The organism is Pseudoalteromonas sp. P1-13-1a, from assembly GCF_001401875.1.
Classification (GTDB): Bacteria; Pseudomonadota; Gammaproteobacteria; order Enterobacterales; family Alteromonadaceae; genus Pseudoalteromonas.
In genome coordinates this window covers 15402-36811 of the sequence record NZ_LKDV01000038.1, presented here as the reverse complement: position 1 = coordinate 36811, position 21410 = coordinate 15402, and the positions used below count along the sequence as shown (strand labels likewise).

Here is a 21410-nt window from a genome sequence, read left to right as displayed (position 1 = left end):
GATTGAAATTTGTTCAATCTAGGGGCGATTAAATCGCGGCGCGAGGTTTGTAACCTAGTGGGCTAAGTAAAAACCGAGCAACAAAGAGTTTATCGCCCCTAGGCAGAACCCGCAGGGCAGCGCATGTTTGGCATTTATGCAGCGTTATCGCCTATTTATGGGGAATAACCACACTTCATAGGCTCTGCCTTGCCTAAAAACCAAACATACTGCTGCAAATTCAACCATCAAAGATCAACACGCCCTAAGTCAATCAGCAGTAAAACTTCCAACCACTACATAAGTAAGGAAATATAAAAATGAAAAAACTAATCACTACGGCAGCCATTGCCAGCGCACTATTTGCAACAAGTGCAGCACAGGCAGTAACGATTGATATTGGTATTTTATATACCGACCAATCGGCCGCAGCAACAAGTAATATAAACACTAAAATAAACCAGCTGATCGCCTTTAGTAACCAGGTTTATAGCCAAAATGGGGTAGATATTACACTGCGTTTAGCGGGCACAGAAAACCTTGGCGATTATGCCATTACACCGTCTGAAGACTGGTTAGATGCAGTAACAAACAGCAGCTATGTAGATGGTTTACGCACTAGCTGGAAAGCCGACATGGTAGCCGTGCTGGGTACTGGTCAAAGTGCGGGCAATGGTTTAATTTCGTGTGGTTTAGCATGGGTTGGCCAAGGCACTAACGGTAATTTATACAGCTCAATGAGCGACCGTATGTACTCAATTACGGCTATAGATTGTGGTGCTACTACGTTTGTGCACGAGCTTGGTCATAACCAAGGTTTAGCGCACTCACGCAAACAAGGTGACACCTCAGGTGGAGTATATGTTGATGGTATGGGCCACGGTGTGCAAAACGAATTTGCCAGCATTATGGCTTACCCGCACGTGTACGGCAGCGCAACCCAATACGATTACTTCTCAAATCCTAATTGGAGTGTAAATGGCCTAGCCTTTGGTGTAACTGGCCAAGCATATGCTATTCGCACCGTGACCGACACTAAAACAAGCATTGCTAATTTTAAATAACCTAAATTAGTTTAACCGTTTGTATTTTTTCCCTTTAGAGCGCTCTGGCGCTCTTTTTTGTTTACCCCAAACATTAACAAAATTTAATCTTGCGTCCACCTTAAAAATAACCTTGCTTAGGTACACTTATTCCATATCAAAAACAAGGAGTAAGCTATGATTAAATCACCATTAAACACAACCGTTAAACTCATTTCGTTATCTGCTATTTCACTTGCTTTAAGCGCCTGCGGAAGCAGCTCAAGTGATGAAAACACAGACGCCATTTCTGAGGTGAGTAATTTTCCAAGTGTTATCATTGGCCAAGTGTCAGAGGTAAGCGACAATGCAATTACTATTAATAATCACACTATTCCAGCAAGTAACGCAGAGATAGAAATAGATGGCATTAACGCCAGCCTATCCGATATTCAAACAGGCATGTACCTAGAAGTTGAAACAAATGGCTCGCAAGCCACCGAAGTTGAGTACGAGCCCTTATTAAAAGGCCCTGTAAATATTGATGGCGATACATTAACCATAGCAGGTACACAGCTAAACAACGTGCAAAGCGCAGGCCTGTCGCAAGGCGCCCTGCTTGAAATTAGCGGCTACAGCGACTCAACCAATAGCATTACAGTGACCTACCAGGCGCCTGTAAATAATCCACAAGAAGAGCTTGAACTAAAAGGCAGCATTACTCACTTAAATGCACAAGCTGGCACATTTAATTTAGGTGACTTGCTTATTAATTATCAACAAGCCGACGTTGAAGGCGCGCTCAATAATGGCCAATTTGTAGAAGTAGAAGGCATATTTAATGAACAACACGTTATTGCCAGTGAGGTAGATGCTGAGCAAGCCCCTGCGTTTAGCGATAACACATACACAGAGCTTGAAGGCGTTATTACCTTTGTAAATAATACCCAAACGCTTATAACTATTAATACTCAGTGGCAAGTAACATTAAACGAGCAAACCCAATACGAAGATGGCACCGCCGCTAATTTAGTCACAGGCCAACAGGTAGAAATAGACGGCCAATGGCAGCAAAGTAATGGCAAATTATTGGCCACAAGCATTGAATTTGAAGACACTAATACAGCGCCAAGTACCTCGCACTATACATTTTCTGTATCGGGGCTTGTTAGCTATGCCAATAACACAGCCACGATTAACGGCCAAAACTTTACATTAACCAATCAAACACAATACGAAGATGGTTTAACCGCAGCAACATTAGACGGCCAATGGTTAGAACTCGAAGGCACCTATACCGCTGAGCAAGCCCTAGTCAGCGAAGTAGACATTGAGGATGACAGCAACACCATAGACCTAAAAGGCAATGTAGCGTTAAATAACAATGGCCAAGCCTCAATATGGGGTTATGTGAGCGAAGATAGCTCGTTAGCACAATTTAACGGCCAGTATGTAGATCTTGAGTGCCAATGGGTGAGTGCTAACCAGGTAAGAGCCTGCGTATTAGACAATTAACTACAATAGTTACGCTTAACTTTGCAAAGGGCTTGTTACCTTTTACGGTAACAAGCCCTATTAAAGTTAAACAGAGTTGTTTGTTTATTTGATAAACTAACGCATAAAATAACGTTCAAGCCACAAGAGCCTATTTATGAAATATATTTTATTAACTGTAACCCTGTTTGCGAGCGCATTTTGCCACGCTAATAGCTCCGCTATTTTTAATAAGCTCAGCCAAGCTAACGCCCCTTCTGCACAGCAAATTTTAGCAAAAATAGAAAAAAGCTTTGCAAGCCAAGGCATTATTGTAGAGTTTGAACTTGAGTTTGAAAAAGGCATTACCGTTTACGAAGTCACGCTGTTTGATTTAAACAATAACCGTTTTATTGAGTTAATTGTTAATGCCCAAGGGCAGGTTATTGAGCAGGAGTATGAACAACCCGAACTTGACGAAGAAGACGAAGTAGCTGCAGCCAAACTAATGAAGAAAAAAAATTACCAAATGCATCAGCTAGTTAAGCAGTTAAGCCCTGCGCCGCCTTATTACTTAATTGAGTCGCAATTAGAGCAAGACATAGGCATAACCTACCTTGTTGCCACCTTTATTACAGCAAAAGGTCGGCATAAAAAAGCCATAGATTTAGCCACAGGTAAAAACCTGCCTTTACTGCGTTGGGGTAATTAATGAAGCTGCTACTAGTAGAGGACGACAAACAAAATCGTGAGTTTTTATACAAAGCGTTTAACGAGCAAGGCTACACCGTAGACACTGCCGAAGACGGCCAGCAAGCACTGCTTATGGCCACCTGCGAAGAGCACGACATAATAATACTCGACCGTATGTTACCTAAACTTGATGGGCTACAAGTATTGGCCGCACTTAGGGCCACCGGCAAGCGTACCCCGGTACTTATTCTTTCCGCATTAGATAAAGTAGACGAACGCGTAGCAGGTTTAAAAGCGGGCGGCGACGACTACCTAACAAAGCCATTTGCGTTTTCTGAACTGGCCATACGTGTAGAAAAACTGATAAACAGGCCTTCGCCTGCAAGCGAGCAAAGCACCACCTTAGAGTTTGAAAACGTACGCTTAGATTATCGCCACCATAAAGCGCAGGTAAACGGCAATACACTCACTCTTCAACCTAAAGAATTTAAACTATTACACTTTTTGCTAGATCATAAAGACAAGCTAGTTACACGCACGTTATTGTTTGAATCGGTGTGGGAATATAATTTTGACCCCGGAACCAACGTAATAGATGTACACATAGCCAGGCTTCGTAAAAAACTTATGCAGCACCATGCCACCGTAGAAATACAAACTATACGGGGCGTGGGGTATCGGTTACAAAAAGCGCAGCACAATGAACAATAAATCGCTATGGTGGCAATTTAACCCCCGTGTAAGCTCGGTGTGGCGCTTAACGCTTGCCTTTGCCACAATTACCTCGGTGGTGCTGGTGCTGTGTATTGTGCTTATTTATCAATTATTACTTGGTGAGCAAACGCGCCAGGTAGACAGGCGTTTAAATGCAGAGCAAGTAAGAATACAAGGGCTTGCCAATAAATTTGATAAAGCCTCGTTTTTTAAACAACTTAACGTATTTAAAAACGAAGGTGGCATTTTAATGTTTTGGCAAAACGACAACGAACAAAGCCAAGGTTTAAGCTTTTTGCCAAACGATATACCTCAACTACCTCAAACGGTGGAGTTTCCGGTATTAGATACGCAACGCGAGCAAATTAGATTACTTACCACAGGTTTAGTTAAAACTCAGCATGGCACCGTGGTTATTGCCACGCCAACCGAGCATTTAAGCCGCTTAATTACCGAGTTTAAAACAATTGCAATATGGGCTTGCATACTCAGCCTTATTGTAACGTGTGTATTTGGGTATATTTTTGCTAGGCGCCATTTACAACGCGTAAATTACTTTAATAATGTGGCAGAGCAAGTGCAAAAAGGCGATTTATCGGCGCGCGTTGTACACAAACAAAAAGGCGACGAATTTGTAACCCTCGCTAAACACATTAATACCATGCTGCAAAGCATTGAAGAAAACTTTGCCCTTGTGCAAGGCATAACCGACAACATAGCACACGACTTAAAAACCCCGCTAACGCGTTTACGTTTAATGCTTGAGCAAGAAGCGTTAAAACAACCAAGCCTAGGGCTTGCAATAGAGCAACTAGAAAACGTACTGCACACCTTTGACGCTATGTTAAAGCTTACTCGTTTAGAGCATGGGCAGTTTCCGCTAAAATTAGAGCCTGTACACGCAGTGCCTTTAATTAACGACATAATAGAAATACTAGAGCCCACAGCAGAGCAAAATCAGCAGCAAATAACGCTACTTAAAAACCACAACCTTATAATTGAAGGCGACAAAAACCTCGTGTTTCAAGCGTGTTATAACCTGCTGCAAAACGCCATTAAATACGCAGGTAACGGCGCCACTATAACGATTACTCTATTACAAAATAGCATTACTATTAGCGACAACGGTAAAGGGGTTAATAAACAGCAATTAAGTCAACTTACTAAGCGCTTTTACAGAAGCGATATTGCACGGCAAAAAGACGGATTTGGCTTAGGCCTTGCTACCGTAAAAGCAATTTGCGATAGGCATAACTTTACTTTAACGCTTAACAGTGACGAACACGGATTTAGCAGCACAATCAGCGATACCAATCCGCTTAATTAAGTGAGCTACTTTGGGGCTAGAAAAAGTGGCGCTATTGCACCACTATTTTTTGCTTAATAGCTGGCATAAGAGTTTTACCGTCGCCATCTATTTTATTTAATAGCTTAAGCCCCATTACCTTTGCAAGCACTGGGTAAATATCAAGGTTATTTACTTTTTCAAGGCTTAGCCCTTGTCTAAACGCAGGCCCTATCGCAATTAACGTGGCTGCCATATCGTCGGTGTAAGCATAGCCATGTGTACCTAAGTACATTGCTTTGCCTTCATTAGTAAACACCGCAGGGGCATTCGTTTGCGCAACAATATCGCCTACACGCGTGCCTTTATTGTAATGATAAGCCGCTAATTGCTGGTCATTTAACACCGTATATCGGCCGTTTGCTGCGTGCTGTAAGGCTTGTTTGTAAGTTGCAACTTGCTCGCTTGTTACCCCAGGTTTTGCATAAATAAGCAAACGCGGCCCCGTATTTTTAACTATAAAGTTATCGCTTTTAGGCAAGGTTGTAATATCAATACTTTGCTCAGGGTCCACATGCGCCATACCGTGATCAGACACAATAACAAGGTTAATATCTTGCTCTAATTTACTTAAACGCGCCTGCAATTGCCCCATAAGGTCATCTAATTGCTTAACTGCATCACGTGTTTGCGGCGCATCGGGCCCAAACTCATGCCCCATGCTATCAACCAGCGAAAAATAACTTGCCACAAAACGCGGGCGCTGCGCTTTAGGTAAGCTTAGCCATTGAATTATTTGATCAACGCGGCTTTGGTAGTCACTGTATTTAGAGTAATGAAAATAATAGTCAGGCGTCATACCGTTAAAGCGTGCATCCGACTCTGGCCAAAAATAAGTAGCCGACTTTAAGCCCTGCATTTTAGCTAAATTCCAAAGTGGAATACCGTTGACCCAAGTGCTGTCGTTTTGCGCTTTACCCATGCTGTAACACTGGTTTTTACGCGCTTTATCACAAAATTTATTATCTACAATGCCATGGTTCACCGGCAATAACCCAGTAATAATAGAAATATGATTAGGAAATGTTTTTGTGGGATAAACCGGCATTAGCTTTTGTGCGCGTACACCTTTAGTAGCCATGGCTTTTAAATTAGATGCGCCGTGTTTTTCTATGTAATCCCAACGCATGCCATCTATTGATATAAGTACAACGGTTTGCTCTTTTGCCGCATAAGCCACGTGGCTGGTTAACACTAAAAGCGCCAACATTATCGCCTTTAAAAATACATACTTCATTACAAATACTCGCCTAGATTAAAATGCGTTAAATACTGAAAAATATAGCTTTATAATACAATTGCTAAGCCTTAAATGATACACACACCTGTACCTAACTCGCCTAGATGTATATATTAACAAGTAAGTATTTAAAACGAATGACAACGCGCATTTACTTTGCCAGTCGTCACCACTTAGCAAGGATACAGATGACTATCGACTTTAGTAAAAAAATAACCCCAGCGCGCATGTATCGCACCACCGCAAACCTGCAAATGGCAATGGAAAGCGACCGCGGGCGCATAATTAACAGTGCTGCTATTCGCCGCCTACAGCAAAAAACCCAGGTTTTTCCGCTAGAGCGTAACGCCGCGGTACGCTCGCGCTTAACCCACTCACTTGAAGTACAACAAGTAGGGCGTTTTATAGTGCAGCGCATTTTTGCCAATTTAAGTTTTGAGCAGCAAACCGAGTTTGGTTTAAAAGGGCTAGAGCGCCCGCTCGAAAGCTTGGTAGAAATGGCCTGCCTAATGCACGACATTGGCAACCCACCTTTTGGACACTTTGGCGAAGCCGCCATAAACCACTGGTTTAATAACAACCTAGCAAGCGTTACACCTGCGCGCTGCCAAGAGCAAAATACCGGCATAGGGGTTATTTTTAAACACTTAGCGCACGATATTTGTAACTTTGAAGGCAACGCTCAAGGCATACGTATCATTCATTCACTGCTGGGCTTAAACTTAACCTATTGCCAAAGCGCAGGCATTTTAAAATACACCCGCCCTGCAGGCTTAAACCCAAAAGACATACCGCAAAATAAAAACTACTTAATGAAAAAAGTAGGTTACTACTACAGTGAAAAAACCTTTGTAGAGGCACTACAAAACGAGCTGGTTATAGAGCCATACTGCCGCCATCCGGCCAGTTACATTATGGAAGCAGCCGACGATATTTCGTACTGCCTAGCCGACATAGAAGACGCCGTAGAAAAAGATATAATAACCACCGAGCTGCTTTGCCAACAGTTGAAAAGTGAATATAAAAAAGCCCTAATAAACCTAACCATTGACGACACCGAACACCTAAACTTTGTAGATAAAGCGGTAGATTACGCACTAGAGCGCGCCAATGCACAGCCTTATAATTTTAACAGCGAATTTTTTATATACCTGCGAGTAGCCTTGCTCCACCCGCTTGTAAATCACGCCGCCAAGCGTTTTATAGAGCACATTGAGCCTATTTACCACGGCGACTTTAACCAAGCCTTGCTAGAAGATAGCAGCCACTTGCATGCGGTTACTAAAACCTTAAAACAAGTGGCGCTTAAACATGTGTTTTCTAACAAAGAGGTAGAAAAACTAGAACTGCAAGGCTACCGCATAATTAATGGCCTGCTCGACTGTTATAAGCCACTGCTGCAACTTAACAGCGACGACTTTAAACGCGCACTCAATGGCGACTCACGCTTATTAATCGAATCGCGTTTGGTTAAAAAGCTCTCTAAAAAGCACTTAAATAGTTATCAGCACGCTATAGATGCCATGCAAGAAGAGCCCGACCACTTTGCCGCTTACGAGTTTTACTACCGCTGTAGGCTAATACAAGATTACATAAGTGGCATGACCGACCAATTTGCCTACGACGAGTACCGCAGCCTAATGGTGATTGATTAACGAGGGGGCTTTTACTTATCTCACTAGGTTACAAACCCCGCGCCTTGATTTAATTGCCCCTAGTTTGAACAAATTTCAATCCGCAAAGGTCAACACGCCCTTAGTGCCTAGATATATTTTAATTTTGCGCTTAAAATCAGACTATTGATACTTAAGCGCCGTGTTTTATGATTATTAGACTCTCTCAACTTATTTTTTGCTTTGCTTTATTTTACAGCAGCCAAAGCGCTGCCTATAACGAAGCCATGTGTATTTTAATTAAGCAAGAAATGCAGCAGTACAGTAATAATAAAGCCAGCCAGCAGTATCGTAAGGCCGCACGCGATTTTAACAGAAACTGTAATAAACCTAAGCAAGTACAAACAAAACCAGTAGCGCCCCCAGTGGTTGAACAAGAGCCAGAACCGCTTGCACTTACTCCCGAGCAAGAGCAAGCGCTGCTTGAGCAAATAAATGCAGCAGAAGAAGCCATAAAACAAAGTGCAAGCAAAGCCACAACAACCACTCAACCTACTACCCCAATAAGCGAGCAAAGCCCAAAAATTAATGAGGATGCAGCAAGTACGCCTACACCCGAACTTGCACCTAATAGCAGCGAATTAACACCTACAACTAACCAAGCGCAGCCGGTGGCCACTGAAGCCGCCCCTAAAGCAGCGCCTAAAAAAGAGCAACCAACGGTTAATACTACGCCAAAACCGGCACCAGTAATTATACCTGCGCCGGTTGCAGAGCCGCCAAGTTCATTACTGTTACCAAGTTTACTACTGCTTATTGTGGTATTAATTGGCGCCATGGTGGTTATACGTTTACGCCGCGCTAAACAAAATAAGCCCGAGCCGCCTGTTGCGCCAACCGCAACAGACACGCTTGCTAAAAATAGCAATATAAGTACAAAGCACGTAACAGCGCCCAAAGCCGCAGACCAAAGTGATGAGCTTACAAAGCCAGTTTCACACACGGTTGCAGCTCAAAGCGAGCCTAAACCAGTAAGCCCTAATACGCCTATTAACGAGGCAACAAACGCGCCAATACCTGCAACAGAGGCTGAGCCACAGCAAGTTAAACCAGAAGAAGATGCACCAGCACCTGAGCCTAAAAAAGTAGCGCCAGAGCCAAACACCGCCGAGTTTGAAGCCGCCGCTAAAAACACATTAGCGCGTATACAAAGTGCAAACGGTTTTGCAGAGCCCGAAGTTAGAGAATTTGACCCAGATGCGCCTTCGGTTAAGCGACCCCGCAAGCCGCAAAGCAGTGCGGTTGAAAAACCAAAAGCCGAGCCTATTGAAGAAGTTAAACCACACGAGTCAACACTTATAAACGAACCGGCCGCGCCAAGTAACCCGATTAGCGAGCCAAATACCAGCGCGCACCTGCATACTGGCGATAAAAACAGCGAGCTTGAACAAACCACGTTTAATGGCGAACACGACTTTAAAGAGCCCGAAGTACGTACCTACAACCCCGACGCGCCATTAAAGGCAAGTAAAAAGCCTGAACCAGTAAACGCATCAGTAAAATCTAGTGACGGCCCCTCTTTAGATACGCCGGCGCCAGAGGCCCACGAATCACCACTTACGGATAAACCAGAGCCGAAAAGTGCGCCCAAGCAAGCAGACTCTAGCAACCCATTTGCCAATTTATCGCTAGATGAAAGCTGGGATCCAAATTCAGATAAAAAGCCCGTAATAGAGCCAAAAAAGAAAGCGCCTAAATCTCAAGCCTTAATCGAGGCAGAAGAGCGGGCAAAAAACATGAAAACAAAAGATTAGCGAGCATGTTACTGCTTTATATTGATAACTTTTAACGCAATGAGTGCGCTATCTCAACAGAGTAAACATGATTTAATAAAAAGCTACAAACACAAAAAAGCGGCTAAAAAGCCGCTTTTTTGTTTAAAAATATAGAGTTTAAGCTTAATTAAACGCGCTATTGTAAGTATGAACTTAAGAGTGGAAAATGCGCCTACTGCGACTAAACATACGTTATTTAGTTATTAGGGAGCATGTTTTTAATGTTTAAATCGTATTGCAAAATACCATCGTTATTTACCGCCACACCCGCTAATTGCACAGAATGATTAGCAAACTCTTCCGACGCCGATAAATCGGCTAACACGCCAGCGATATCTTCGTGCTTAGGTTGTCCATCGGTTGCAACAATGCCCGCATTACAGTCGTTTTGCTTACATTCAAAGCTGTATAAAAATAACGACTTTTCAGCAAAGCTGTTTTGCACTTTGTTTAAAAATACTTGTTCTGACTGAGTTATATCAACCGGGCTTTGAGTATTAACAGCGCCTTCAAGCTCAGAGTATTCACCCACCTCTTGCGGGGTAATGACTATTTGCTCGGTAAGGGGCGTGCCATTGTTGTTGGTTATACCCTGGCTACTTTGCATTGCTTGTATATCTACCACAATTGGTTGAGCAGGCTGCGTGGCAGTGGTGTTAGTTATTGAAGAGGTATTTTGAGCCAAGGCGGTCAAATCGTTTTTAAACACGTACAACGTTGCAGCAGTAATAGCGCATGCAATGAGTAATTTGTTCATAATACTTCCCTCCTTTAACCAATTTACGCAATACAATTAAGTGAAATGCTTTTCAAGTGTAGCTAATGTTAATATTATGTTTTGTTTGGGTGTGTACTGTCAATCTTTAATACTAGGTCGCCCCAATTAAAAGCACAATTTAATAAATGTTAAAATTTAACATCAACCCGTTAAACCCATATCGCCACACTATAATGTTAGCAACAGCTACGCGCTTATTAGCAACTAGCTGGCAGGTTATTTATTTGTAACAATCTGTAAAAGGCAACACCTTTTATGACAACTCCACCACTAAAAAGTTTACAGCGATTGTTACAAAAACTTAAATAAATTACTCAAAGTAAAAAACACATAAAAAAGGCACTCACATACAGCCGCGAAGCCTGCTAACGTTAGACGCGCAGCGTCTCATTACTTAATAAATTAACACCGTAAAAGCGGAGCTTTTATAACGCCAACAAGTTGCGCGTCTACAGGTTATATCAAAGTGTTCTATTAAAACTCGACGTAGGCGTACAGCTTGCTCGCGCGAAAAACGGAGCTTTTGAAATAATTTACTTATATCGCGTTGGCGATGGCAACCAAGGGGCGGTCTTCTTCAAACAAGCTCTGCTGCTAATAATTCATCCCTGAAGCCGGGTTCCTGTCAGCATCCATGCTTCCACTTCCTCAAGCTGCAAAGCTACGCTTTGGTCATTCGTCACCCACGGCGCCCCTCAATTTCACTTATCTTTAAACAAATAATTAATATGAACGTAAACGCGATGAACGCACAACTTTCACATCCCTGTACGCTGCCCAGTTCGGGTATCCCTACCCTCTCGTTCAAAACTACGTTTTTCACCCATGTGCAAGCATCGCTTTACTCGCATCGCCTAAAGGGATTTAGGTACTTGGAATTTGTCGGGAACAAAATTCCGCCATGAGAGGTAATTACTCATTAATTAAGTGTTTTCAGGTGAAATTGAAGGGGGATAATTTCTTAGCATCGTCATTTGATTGCTCTCTCGGCTAACACTTAAATCACACGTTTGTACCTAATTACTAGTAACTTAGTGATTAACACTTGTTATTGTACCCATTTTCATTAAGCTAGCTACTACAAACTAGGGAGTTGTATACATGCAAAAAGTATTTAATGAGTTAGAAGATGTTTTAAAATCGCAAGATCACCTGAAGAGCAACTTCTTCGGTAGTTTGAATATTAAGAGCTGGAAATCATTTTTAGCTAAATTTTTAGTCCTCTACTTTATAATATTTGCAGTATTCCCCTCTGTTTCAAGTATTGATTATTCTGTCATTTTAGAAAATACTTACCCTTATACTGCAATGATATTTTTCATCACCCCTGTAATTTATCTTTTTATAACACTTATGATGAATACTTTTATCGCCTTAAAAAACCCCAGCTATGACTTCTTTAAACCAATAATGAACGATATAAGCTTGCATGCAAGCCTTGTAAATAAATTTTCAACATTTCAGAGCTATGAACTATCTCAATCAATTAGAAGACTTAATTACGATATTGAAAGAACGAAAGGAAGAATAGGTTTTTTAGTTGGTGCAATAGAAAAGCTAGGGATTATTCCCTACTGCATAACCTTATATTTCGCATTTAGTAATTTTTTTGATAAAAATGAGGGGAGTACAATTTATATATATGCACTTGCCTTTTTATTCGGTCTATATGGCGGTGTTATAGTCATATTAAAAACAATAGATAAATTAGAATTTTTTAAAGTAATTTTAATTGATGCTAATGAGATTGCTGAACAGAGAGCATCACTAGAAGTAGAGGCCAATAACAAAAAAGCTTAACTTTTTCATCTAACTTTCAAGCTTTATTCGATTATTGCCAGATTGCTGGCGGCAACCAAGGGGCGGATACCGCCGACCGCCCCTTGGAACCCCACGGCGCCCCACAACTTCACTTATCTTTAAACACAAAATTAATATGAACGTAAACGCGATGAAAGCACATCCATGTGCAAGCATCGCTTTTCTCACATCCATGTGAGGTAATTACTCATTAATTATGTGTTTTCAGGTGAAGTTGAAGGGGATAATTTCTTAGCATCGTCCTTTAATTGTTCTCTCGGCTAATACTTAACTCACACGTTTGTACTTAATTACTAGTAACTTAGTCGATTATTACTTGTAGCTGTACCGTATTTAAGTAAACTAACTACTCGCTAACAGGGAGTGGTTTTAATGCAGCAAATTGGTATTTACGAGCAGTTAATTACGCAAGTAATTGAGCAAAACTTAAATCGTGATCAATTTTATGTTGGCGAACGCCAGCTTGAAACGGCCGAAGCGGCAACATGGCTTTCACGCTTTTTAGGTAAGCTTGTTGAGCATGCTATTAATGCAATCCCTAACTCAAACGAGCGCCTACAAGAACAAATTAGCCTAGCTAACAACCTTGTACTTTGGCTTAAAGATCATATTCGTGATGATGAGCTAATTAACGAAAACCTGATCGACAGCCAAGGCCGAATACTTACCGCGTTGTTTAATACCCAAAACCCCATTGCAGCCAACCTTAAAGATTACTCAAGTGATATATTTCCACTCACAGGGCTTACACAAAGCGAGTTATTTAGCGGTGCTAATGCGGGCATATCGCTAGAAACCGAACTAAAACGCGAGATTAAATCGTCCGACACTATTTACTGGCTGGTCTCATTTATAAAATGGACGGGGCTGCGCATTTTTAAAAATGAGCTTGAAGCGTTTACCAAAAGCGGCAATAAACTCAAAGTAATTACCACCTCGTATATGGGTGCAACGGATGCTAAAGCAGTTGACTTTTTAGCCAACCTACCAAATACAGAGGTAAAGCTAAGCTACAACAACCAGCAAGAACGCCTACACGCAAAGTCATACTTGTTTATGCGTAATACAGGTTTTCATACCGGTTATATTGGCTCCTCTAATTTATCGCACTCGGCGCTTACCAGCGGTCTTGAGTGGAACTTAAAAATTACCGCGCAAGAAATACCGCACATAATAGCCAAAACCAAAAGTACCTTTGAAACCTACTGGCAATCGCCAGATTTCGAGTTATTTACAGGCAAAGCTGAATGTAAAGAAAAGCTCATTAATTCACTTAACGAGCAACGCGGTGTTGGGCAATCTAGCAGCCAGTTTTATTTTGATATAACACCAAAAACGCACCAGCTCTCTATTTTAGAAAAGCTAAGCGTAGAACGCAGCGTGCATAATCGCTTTAAAAATTTAGTGATTGCTGCAACGGGCACGGGTAAAACAATCATATCGGCGTTCGACTTTAAAACCGTTTACGATAAAAATCCAAACGCACACTTTTTGTTTGTCGCCCACCGCGAAGAAATACTCAAACAAGCGCAAAGTGCTTATCGTGGCGTGCTTAAAAATAACGACTTTGGCGAGCTGTGGGTAGGTAACTACAAACCACAGCGCTATAACCAATTATTTGCATCAATCCAAACGCTGAACAGCCAAATTGAATCGCTCAATTTAACCCGCGATTACTACGACTACATAGTGATAGATGAAGTACATCATATAAGCGCTACCAGTTACCGCGCTATATTAAGTTACTTTACGCCCGCAATATTACTTGGCTTAACCGCTACACCAGAGCGACAAGATGGCGCCAATATACTCGATGATTTTTGCGGTGTAATAGCCGCTGAAATTCGCTTGCCAGAGGCAATAAACCAGCGCCATTTATGCCCGTTTCAATACTTTGGATTAGATGATGACACCGACCTAAGCCAAATAACTTGGCGAGGCGGCCGTTACGATATAAGCGAGCTAAGTAACCTTTATACAGGGGAGAACAGCCGCGCTAACAAAATTATATCCAGTCTTGCTGATATAGTGACTAATGTTCACGATATAAAAGCGTTGGCATTTTGTGTAAGCCAAAAGCACGCGGAGTTTATGGCCTCTAAATTCAACTTGGCAGATATAAGTGCCGATGTACTGACCAGCAAAAACACCAATGAGCGCGCGGCCAAACAACAAGCGCTGCGCCAAGGCGAAATACAAATACTTTGCGTGGTTGATATTTTTAACGAAGGTGTCGATATTCCAGAAGTAGATACCCTGTTATTTTTACGCCCAACTGAAAGCCTAACACTGTTTTTACAGCAACTAGGTCGTGGTTTGCGTTTACCCGATAACAGCCAGAAACAGTGCTGCACCGTACTCGATTTTGTAGGCAACGCCCGCCCAGAATACGACTTTGCCAGTAAATTCCGCGCGCTAATTGGTAAAAGTAACCAACCAATAAAAACCGAGATTGAAAACAACTTCCCACATTTGCCGCTGGGTTGCCGTATTGAGCTACAAAAGCGCACTCAACAAACAATATTAAAAAATATTCAGCAAGCCATAAACACCAAGCGGCGTTTGCAACAGCTGATAAATAGCTATTCGCAACATACTAATGACGCGCTAACGCTCAGTAATTTTTTACGCATAAACCCACAAGTCACGCTTGAAGATATATACAAACCAAAAGATAAAAAACTCGGCGGCTGGCACTGGCTTAAAGGTGATGAAATACCCGCAGAGCAAGCCGACATTTACGCTGCGTATTACCGCGCTATAAACACTCAATTACTCGGGTGCGACTCGCTCAGTTACTTATGCTTTTTACGTGATTTATGTAACAACGACTTTAGCTTTACCTCAACACCACAAAACCAACAGTACGCGCTTATGGTGCATTACAACTTTTGGGATACCACTGGCACAAGTTTAGGGTTTAAAACCCTTGAGCAAAGCCTACAAGCCCTCAAACACAAAGAGCTACAGCAGGAACTCGTACAAGTGATAACGCTTTTAATAAGCCGCATTCACCAGCAAGAAAGCTATTTAGCGTGCCTTCCAAACCACGCAATAAAATTACACAGCCGCTACACTCGCCAACAAATACTCGCCGCGTTTGGCGCGCATACGTTTGAGCAAAAGTCATCTGCTCGTGAGGGTGTTCTAGTATTCAATGATCAAAACTTAGAGCTGCTATTTGTAACACTCAACAAGTGTGAAAAAAGCTACTCGCCCACCACGCTGTATCACGACTACGCAATCAGCCCTACCCTGTTTCACTGGCAAACGCAAAACAGCGCCCGCCCAGAACACGGCCGTGGACTAAGTTATATTCAGCACCAAAAAACAGGCAAAACCATCCTGTTATTTGTGCGCGAACAAGGTAAAGACGAAAACGGCCGAACTATGGGGTTTGTAAACTACGGCGAGGTTAAGTACCAAAGCCACAACGGCAGCCAGCCGATGAATATAACGTGGGAGTTAACCAACCCTATGCCAAGTGAAATGTGGCATGAGGCTGGGAAATTAGCGGTTGGGTGATTTAAAAAGCCTTTGGATATTATGTAAAATATTAAACAACCGACCTTACATACTTATCTTCAAGACCTGAAATATATACGTGGTCAGTTTTTGCCATATTTATAAAAATAAATGCTACTTTCCTAGCGATCTCTATACGTTCATTGTCATTAGCATTAATAAAGCAACGGTAATGAAAATCGTAGGCTAAATGAAGGTTTATTGGTACCTGTATTTTTTTAAATGTTGAAAAATCAAGATATTTCGCGCCACTTCCCTTAGTTATAACTTCACAAAAATCCTTAACCTGTAGCATGACGCTTAAAGAGAAAAAATTTCTATATGTAAAATTATTATCAATAGACTTAATTCGAATAATACAATCGGTGTATGAGACTTTATTCCCCGCGTATTCTCTTAGTGAATTAGTTAAATCTCTTGAAACCCTTTTGATTATCCAATCACCACTTTCAACAAACAGCTTACTTATTGGGCTAGCTTTTAGGTTTTGGCTTGCATTCGTAGTGTGTAAAACCTCAAGTCTTTTATAATCTGATTTTATATCACCTCTTTGGAAAGAGAAAAGTTTATCTATAGGTATTAAGTCTAATGCTGTATTTTTAATTAAAGACCTATAGTTTTTAGCAGCAATGATCTCATCGGCATCAAAACTAATATTATTTGTAACTTTAAAAAGGCTCTTAACTTTTACCTCTGATTTTTCATTTCTAAAAATAGTGATATTATTTTTTTTCTTTTTATCGAGAATTAACACAGAAAAATTACCTTCTACTTTTTTAAAAGTGAATTTAGGTAATTTATAAGAATAAGATAAACAGTAATTATCTAGTATATATTCTCGAAACCATTTTAATCTCGTACCTCTTGTTACTGAACTAGGTAAGATAAAAATTAAACGCCCATCATCGCTGCATAATTCTAGTGATTTCTTTAAAAAAGCGGCCTCAATTGGCAAAGTTTTATTAGCAAATATATACTGTTTTTTACCATCAAATGGCGGATTACATAAGATTAAATCAAACTTTTCCTCTCCAAAATTTACATTTAAAAAGTCAGAGTGAATAAGTTTAAACTCCTGACTATTTTGTAATAAATCTACTGCACTTAAGCGTTTACTATTAATATCAACACAAGTGATCTTTTTACCCAAAGTATTTAAAGCCTTTAGCAGTGCTCCATCACCTATAGAAGGCTCTAGAACTGAAGCAAACTTTGATGGTGAGTGCCTTTTAACGATATTCTCAACAATATGCTCTGGAGTTGGGTAAAAGTAAAACATCTATCAGAAAATCTTCTTTGTTAGTAATATTTTTGCGACACCTTTAGTTCTACCATGTTTTCTCTTGGGATGATCCCAGAGAACACCAACTGGCATTTCCTCACCTGAAGTACATATGGTTGGTATACAACCGATGGCTTGAGGTTTAGTGCCTATAGGGGCTATAAATAGTTGTGAGTCTATATAGGTTTTCTTAATTTTAGCTACTTCTCTAGATACAGCGACAGGGTTATTGGCACCACAAAATATAAACCTATCATTTAGTCTATTTTCTTCTATCACTTTCATATTACCTAGGTAGGAGTTTTTTTCCCAATTTAATTTATAAGAAGGAACACCAAAAAATAAAGATATCTGTTCTGATTCAAGCTGCATAACTTCCATCGCATCAGCAAACCGATCTCCTTCATACCCTAATAGAAATACCACATGATTTTTAGCATCCGAATCATGTGGTATTGCTAAACTAGGTACTCCTGCACCAGAAAATCCAATACCAGAATCAGAAAGCATAAAGTCATCTTCTGTTTTAGTGTATTCTCTCGGCTCAACGTATATAACTTCAAAGTCATTTATTTCTAAACTAAATAAGCCTTTTGATAATAAGAAAAGCTCTGCTACCGTCATTGAAGTAGCATCAATAACAACACGATTCCCTTTGCATTTAAAAAGCCACTCTCCTAGCTCATGAAGTTGTACCTGCTTGTTATCTATAAGTAAACAAAGCTCATCAAGATCATATTCTATTAGGAAAGAATTATCTGCACTACTACAAAGATATTCTTTAGTTGCTTTGTCTCGTTCATCATTATGTGTACCAAAGAAAGCAATATTCCAATGAGAGTTTATATCTACAAACCTTTCGTATTCAATGCTATACATCAAACATATCCTTAGTACCTAAGCTATTACCTTTTTCTTTAGCATATGAATCTGATTTATTAATTACTAACTTTTTATGCTTTTCGTATAGAGCATCATATAAGTATTTTTGGTCTGAAAAGAGAGCTTTTATATCCTCACTATTTAGATTTAATTTTCGCTTTTTTCTATAACTAATCTCAAACTTTGGAGCATAAATCGGATTTAATATCCAGTCGTAGTCATCAATACTTAAACGAGACTTAGTTTTGGTAGCTGTTACTTTGGTTAGAACTCCCCACTTTTCACATTCATCAAGTAGTAACCTTTCTTCATTTGATAACGAAGTCGCGCCACCAGTAATCGAGAAGTGGCTTTTTTCTGGTTCACTTTGGCTCAATCTGGATTGATGTAAAGCAAATAATTCACCTAACCTATTGGCAAAATTTTGTAATTTTTCACCTTTGGGTTTAAAACTTTTAATCTCAGAAAATAGTGAAGAACTAGTTTGATTTGCCGCAAACGATTGGTAGTCCTGAGAAATAGAGAAGTTACTATTTTGAATAGTAAAACCTGCTGAAAAAGCAGTTCTACATAACTCAAGGAAATGCCTTAAATTACCTTGAGACAAAGATATAAAAGTATCGAAGCCACAATAGAGTCTATTTTCTTCTTTTCTCCGTTGAATAATATTTAAATAACACCCAACAAAATTTGTACCTATCCAATCGTCAAATTGAGATTTTTCTTTTTCAACATGCTTGATTAATTGAATTAAAAGAGCCTCAGGATCTATCGACTCTCTGTTTAGTAATGCGGTGCAAACAATAGAAGCTTCTTTAGCTTCTGTTTTTATAAAGTCTTTAGCACACAGGCTATCACAACCTTTATTTTTCAATGCTTGTACCAACATATCATTTAGCTTTCCACGCAAAGAGGCTTTGTTAAAAACATCTTCAGCCAATTCAGACTGTTTTTTCCCAGGGAAAATCTCACGAGCCCTTATCAAAATTGACTTTTTATACTCTTCTTCTCTCCTAGCTCGAAGACTATCTGCATTACTTAAACAAATATTCGATTGCTGTTCAGCAACCTTTGATAAACGACTTAGCAAAACCTCTGATGCAAAAATATTGTATTCTTTTGATGTGTATTCATCTAAGTCATGGACGATGTAATCATTTTTTAAAACAATAGCCTCTTCACCTGTTGTCTCGATGAATGGCATACCATTTTTCTTACATGCAATCTTAAATATTATTGGTGGCTCGGAATGCTTAACACAAGTATTAACTATTACCTGTTGGTATTTTAGTAAGTTTTCATATTCATCTATAAATACATGGAAATTAGTTTTAGATAACTCTGGTAAAATTACCTGTAACTCGTCTAAAGCACTTTTAAGAAAATCAAATGGAAAGAAAACGACTTTTTCTAATAATGATGGATTTGAAATAGCTAACTCAAATTTTTTCCTAATCCTTTCTAAAGCTACCTTTATTTCACTGACAGGCCCAGTAAGAGTTTCGTCATACAATTCCAGCTCCACTATACGTTTGCTTGAAAAATCAGAGAGCATATTTTTTGATTTAGCAATAAAATCAATCGATTTAAACACTTCAATAGTAACTTTTAAAACAAAATAATGTATAAAACATTTACTCCAATCCTCTGAAGATACCCCTCTTTTACTTAGCTGCCTTAAAAACTGAGTATCAGCTCTCCAATAAAGTCCAATATGCGAAAGGTCTACTTCATCGCTAAAAGTTCTTTTTGGTGAAAACTGGCTTTGATATGACAAATAACGGAGCAACATAGTTTTACCACATCCCCTCCCCCCCTCTATTTTACAAGGCATCGTACTAAAAAAATCGTGATGATCGAAATATCTAGGTACTACGAATGCATCCCAGACATCCATTCCTATATTCTCTGTGCGATTAGTGGCTAAAATGGAAGTAACTTTTTTACCCTGTTCTACTTTATCAAACATAATTTTCACCTAGAAAATAAAGAAGTAAATTTATTATTATTGGCCCAAAGAATAGGAAGAGAACCGTTAGGTGTGCCGTGTTCATATACATAAGTTAAAGCTAGCCCACCATAACCTTTGACCATTTTACCTTTGTTTTGACCTATTTTATGCAAATCAACTTTTTCTAAAAAGCTCATATACATTACTTCTAATTCTTTGGATTGCCCTTGATTTAAAGAATACTCTTTTTCAATAGCATTAAAAAAGTTATCTTCCTCACTTACGATTTCAATAGGGCATAAGTGAATACGAGGGTTACTTTTTGCTATGTTATCAAGCCCTTCCTTATTTGCAGTAATCGGTGCATAAATAAAGTTTATATTTGACTCAAAAATATCACCTTGCATATGATGCTCACAGAATTTAAGAAACTGATTACCGGTACCAACAAAGTCGTCAACAAATATAATTGTTTCAACATCTTTAATTTCACCAAGATTCCATGGCCACTTCATTATCTTATCGTTTATGTTTATTACTTTTTTGAATAATCTAGCAACAAGTGGTCCACTTTTTGTTGGTGATTCACAGTCTCTTATCACAGGTACTATCAGTACATTTTTAGGGATCCCAGAATGTTTTTGTAATAACTTCATTTTTTCAAAAACATCTTCGTCACCTGTTAACTCGAAAAGCTTTTGTGGAATACCTCTATCAAAGGCTTGAAACAACAAAGCTCTAACTTGCTCTTTAGATCTATAAACGAGGCTTTTTAATAAGAGAGCTAAAATGATTCTATCAGTCTCACCTTCAAATTGGTGGCACCAACTATCAAATTTATGCCGTTCAATCCCTGACCAAATTCCCATATCAATCATCAATTTTGCGTGAAGCAGAGCTGAATGAACAAAGGAAGTATTAAAAATATCTTTACAATCCATCAAATTATTCCTGATTAATTTTCTCTATATTATGTAAAGCCTCACTTATGGAAAAGTGTATTTATTTTTAGCAAGTAAGAGCTTAAGAACCTGTTTTCATAAACACCAATCTACCAACACACTCCAACTCACCGTGAGCATACCCGAAAGGTATAAATTGATGAGTAATCACTTGCATGGCGGAATTTTGTTCCCGACAAATTCCAAGTACCTAAATCCCTTTAGGCAATGCAAGTTAAGCCGTGACTTCGCCATGGATGGCGAATACACGGCGCTTACGTTCACATCAATTTTTAACTTGAGGAACAAGTGTGAT

General features: G+C 39.8%; 15 protein-coding genes. 9 read left to right on the top strand and 6 right to left on the bottom strand.

Annotated elements, in window-relative coordinates:
• The first annotated feature begins 299 nt into the window (after positions 1-299).
• The 5 genes from AN391_RS17695 to AN391_RS17675 all read left to right on the top strand — a co-directional run bounded on the left by AN391_RS17695 (position 300) and on the right by AN391_RS17675 (position 5208).
• Positions 300-1043 carry a zinc-dependent metalloprotease family protein gene (locus tag AN391_RS17695; RefSeq protein ID WP_055016617.1) on the top strand — a complete coding sequence of 248 codons (744 nt, stop codon included), beginning with the start codon at positions 300-302 and terminating at the stop codon, positions 1041-1043.
• A 156-nt stretch (positions 1044-1199) separates the two neighbouring features.
• Entirely contained in the window at positions 1200-2516 is a 1317-nt protein-coding gene (locus AN391_RS17690; protein ID WP_055016616.1) for a DUF5666 domain-containing protein, read from the top strand.
• A gap of 136 nt (positions 2517-2652) precedes the next feature.
• Positions 2653-3186 (top strand): PepSY domain-containing protein, encoded by a 534-nt coding sequence (locus AN391_RS17685; protein ID WP_055016615.1) that lies wholly within the window; start codon positions 2653-2655, stop codon positions 3184-3186.
• Positions 3186-3878: a response regulator transcription factor gene (locus tag AN391_RS17680; protein WP_055016614.1), complete on the top strand. Its 693-nt coding sequence runs from the start codon at positions 3186-3188 to the stop codon at positions 3876-3878. Before AN391_RS17685 ends, AN391_RS17680 begins: the two co-directional genes overlap by 1 nt.
• Positions 3868-5208, top strand: a complete 1341-nt coding sequence (locus AN391_RS17675; protein ID WP_055016613.1) for an ATP-binding protein — start codon at positions 3868-3870, stop codon at positions 5206-5208. The genes AN391_RS17680 and AN391_RS17675 overlap by 11 nt, the downstream gene beginning before the upstream one ends.
• A 31-nt stretch (positions 5209-5239) precedes the next feature.
• On the opposite strand, the gene AN391_RS17670 is transcribed toward AN391_RS17675, so the two are convergent.
• Positions 5240-6463, bottom strand: coding sequence for an alkaline phosphatase family protein (locus AN391_RS17670; protein WP_055016612.1), 1224 nt, complete (start codon positions 6461-6463; stop codon positions 5240-5242).
• A 191-nt stretch (positions 6464-6654) separates the two neighbouring features.
• Between AN391_RS17670 and dgt the strand changes: the two genes are divergently transcribed.
• Both dgt and AN391_RS17660 read left to right on the top strand, forming a co-directional pair.
• Entirely contained in the window at positions 6655-8121 is a 1467-nt protein-coding gene (gene dgt / locus AN391_RS17665) for a dGTPase (RefSeq protein ID WP_055016611.1), read from the top strand.
• Between the two features lie 167 nt (positions 8122-8288).
• Positions 8289-9893 (top strand): hypothetical protein, encoded by a 1605-nt coding sequence (locus AN391_RS17660; protein ID WP_055016610.1) that lies wholly within the window; start codon positions 8289-8291, stop codon positions 9891-9893.
• 217 nt (positions 9894-10110) lie between these two features.
• Here AN391_RS17660 and AN391_RS17655 read toward each other — a convergent pair whose 3' ends face one another.
• On the bottom strand, positions 10111-10671 hold the full coding sequence (locus AN391_RS17655; protein WP_055016609.1) for a hypothetical protein: 561 nt from the start codon (positions 10669-10671) through the stop codon (positions 10111-10113).
• 1122 nt (positions 10672-11793) lie between these two features.
• Between AN391_RS17655 and AN391_RS17650 the strand changes: the two genes are divergently transcribed.
• Together AN391_RS17650 and AN391_RS17645 are read left to right on the top strand one after the other, a co-directional pair.
• On the top strand, positions 11794-12492 hold the full coding sequence (locus AN391_RS17650) for a hypothetical protein (RefSeq protein ID WP_055016608.1): 699 nt from the start codon (positions 11794-11796) through the stop codon (positions 12490-12492).
• Positions 12493-12885: 393 nt separating this feature from the next.
• The gene (locus tag AN391_RS17645) at positions 12886-16038 is read left to right on the top strand and encodes a DUF3427 domain-containing protein (RefSeq protein ID WP_055016607.1); all 3153 of its coding nucleotides are present in this window, start codon (positions 12886-12888) and stop codon (positions 16036-16038) included.
• Positions 16039-16069: 31 nt separating this feature from the next.
• Here AN391_RS17645 and AN391_RS17640 read toward each other — a convergent pair whose 3' ends face one another.
• The 4 genes from AN391_RS17640 to AN391_RS17625 are packed head-to-tail and all read right to left on the bottom strand — an operon-like array spanning position 16070 to position 21094.
• Entirely contained in the window at positions 16070-17317 is a 1248-nt protein-coding gene (locus AN391_RS17640; RefSeq protein ID WP_055016606.1) for an Eco57I restriction-modification methylase domain-containing protein, read from the bottom strand.
• A gap of 3 nt (positions 17318-17320) precedes the next feature.
• On the bottom strand, positions 17321-18199 hold the full coding sequence (locus AN391_RS17635; protein WP_055016605.1) for a hypothetical protein: 879 nt from the start codon (positions 18197-18199) through the stop codon (positions 17321-17323).
• A complete protein-coding gene (locus AN391_RS17630; RefSeq protein WP_055016604.1) occupies positions 18192-20171 on the bottom strand; it encodes a hypothetical protein in 1980 nt (659 codons plus the stop codon). The genes AN391_RS17635 and AN391_RS17630 overlap by 8 nt, the downstream gene beginning before the upstream one ends.
• 5 nt (positions 20172-20176) lie before the next feature.
• Positions 20177-21094, bottom strand: a complete 918-nt coding sequence (locus AN391_RS17625; RefSeq protein WP_055016603.1) for a hypothetical protein — start codon at positions 21092-21094, stop codon at positions 20177-20179.
• Between the last annotated feature and the right edge of the window lie 316 nt (positions 21095-21410).

Bases quoted from the DNA above. Each gene is read 5' to 3' on its own strand.
- AN391_RS17655 (WP_055016609.1), bottom strand. From the start codon at position 10,671: ATGAACAAATTACTCATTGCATGCGCTATTACTGCTGCAACGTTGTAC.
- AN391_RS17640 (WP_055016606.1), bottom strand. From the start codon at position 17,317: ATGTTTTACTTTTACCCAACTCCAGAGCATATTGTTGAGAATATCGTT.
- dgt (WP_055016611.1), top strand. From the start codon at position 6,655: ATGACTATCGACTTTAGTAAAAAAATAACCCCAGCGCGCATGTATCGC.
- AN391_RS17645 (WP_055016607.1), top strand. From the start codon at position 12,886: ATGCAGCAAATTGGTATTTACGAGCAGTTAATTACGCAAGTAATTGAG.
- AN391_RS17675 (WP_055016613.1), top strand. From the start codon at position 3,868: ATGAACAATAAATCGCTATGGTGGCAATTTAACCCCCGTGTAAGCTCG.
- AN391_RS17625 (WP_055016603.1), bottom strand. From the start codon at position 21,094: ATGGATTGTAAAGATATTTTTAATACTTCCTTTGTTCATTCAGCTCTG.
- AN391_RS17670 (WP_055016612.1), bottom strand. From the start codon at position 6,463: ATGAAGTATGTATTTTTAAAGGCGATAATGTTGGCGCTTTTAGTGTTA.
- AN391_RS17680 (WP_055016614.1), top strand. From the start codon at position 3,186: ATGAAGCTGCTACTAGTAGAGGACGACAAACAAAATCGTGAGTTTTTA.
- AN391_RS17650 (WP_055016608.1), top strand. From the start codon at position 11,794: ATGCAAAAAGTATTTAATGAGTTAGAAGATGTTTTAAAATCGCAAGAT.
- AN391_RS17630 (WP_055016604.1), bottom strand. From the start codon at position 20,171: ATGTTTGATAAAGTAGAACAGGGTAAAAAAGTTACTTCCATTTTAGCC.
- AN391_RS17660 (WP_055016610.1), top strand. From the start codon at position 8,289: ATGATTATTAGACTCTCTCAACTTATTTTTTGCTTTGCTTTATTTTAC.
- AN391_RS17635 (WP_055016605.1), bottom strand. From the start codon at position 18,199: ATGTATAGCATTGAATACGAAAGGTTTGTAGATATAAACTCTCATTGG.
- AN391_RS17690 (WP_055016616.1), top strand. From the start codon at position 1,200: ATGATTAAATCACCATTAAACACAACCGTTAAACTCATTTCGTTATCT.
- AN391_RS17685 (WP_055016615.1), top strand. From the start codon at position 2,653: ATGAAATATATTTTATTAACTGTAACCCTGTTTGCGAGCGCATTTTGC.
- AN391_RS17695 (WP_055016617.1), top strand. From the start codon at position 300: ATGAAAAAACTAATCACTACGGCAGCCATTGCCAGCGCACTATTTGCA.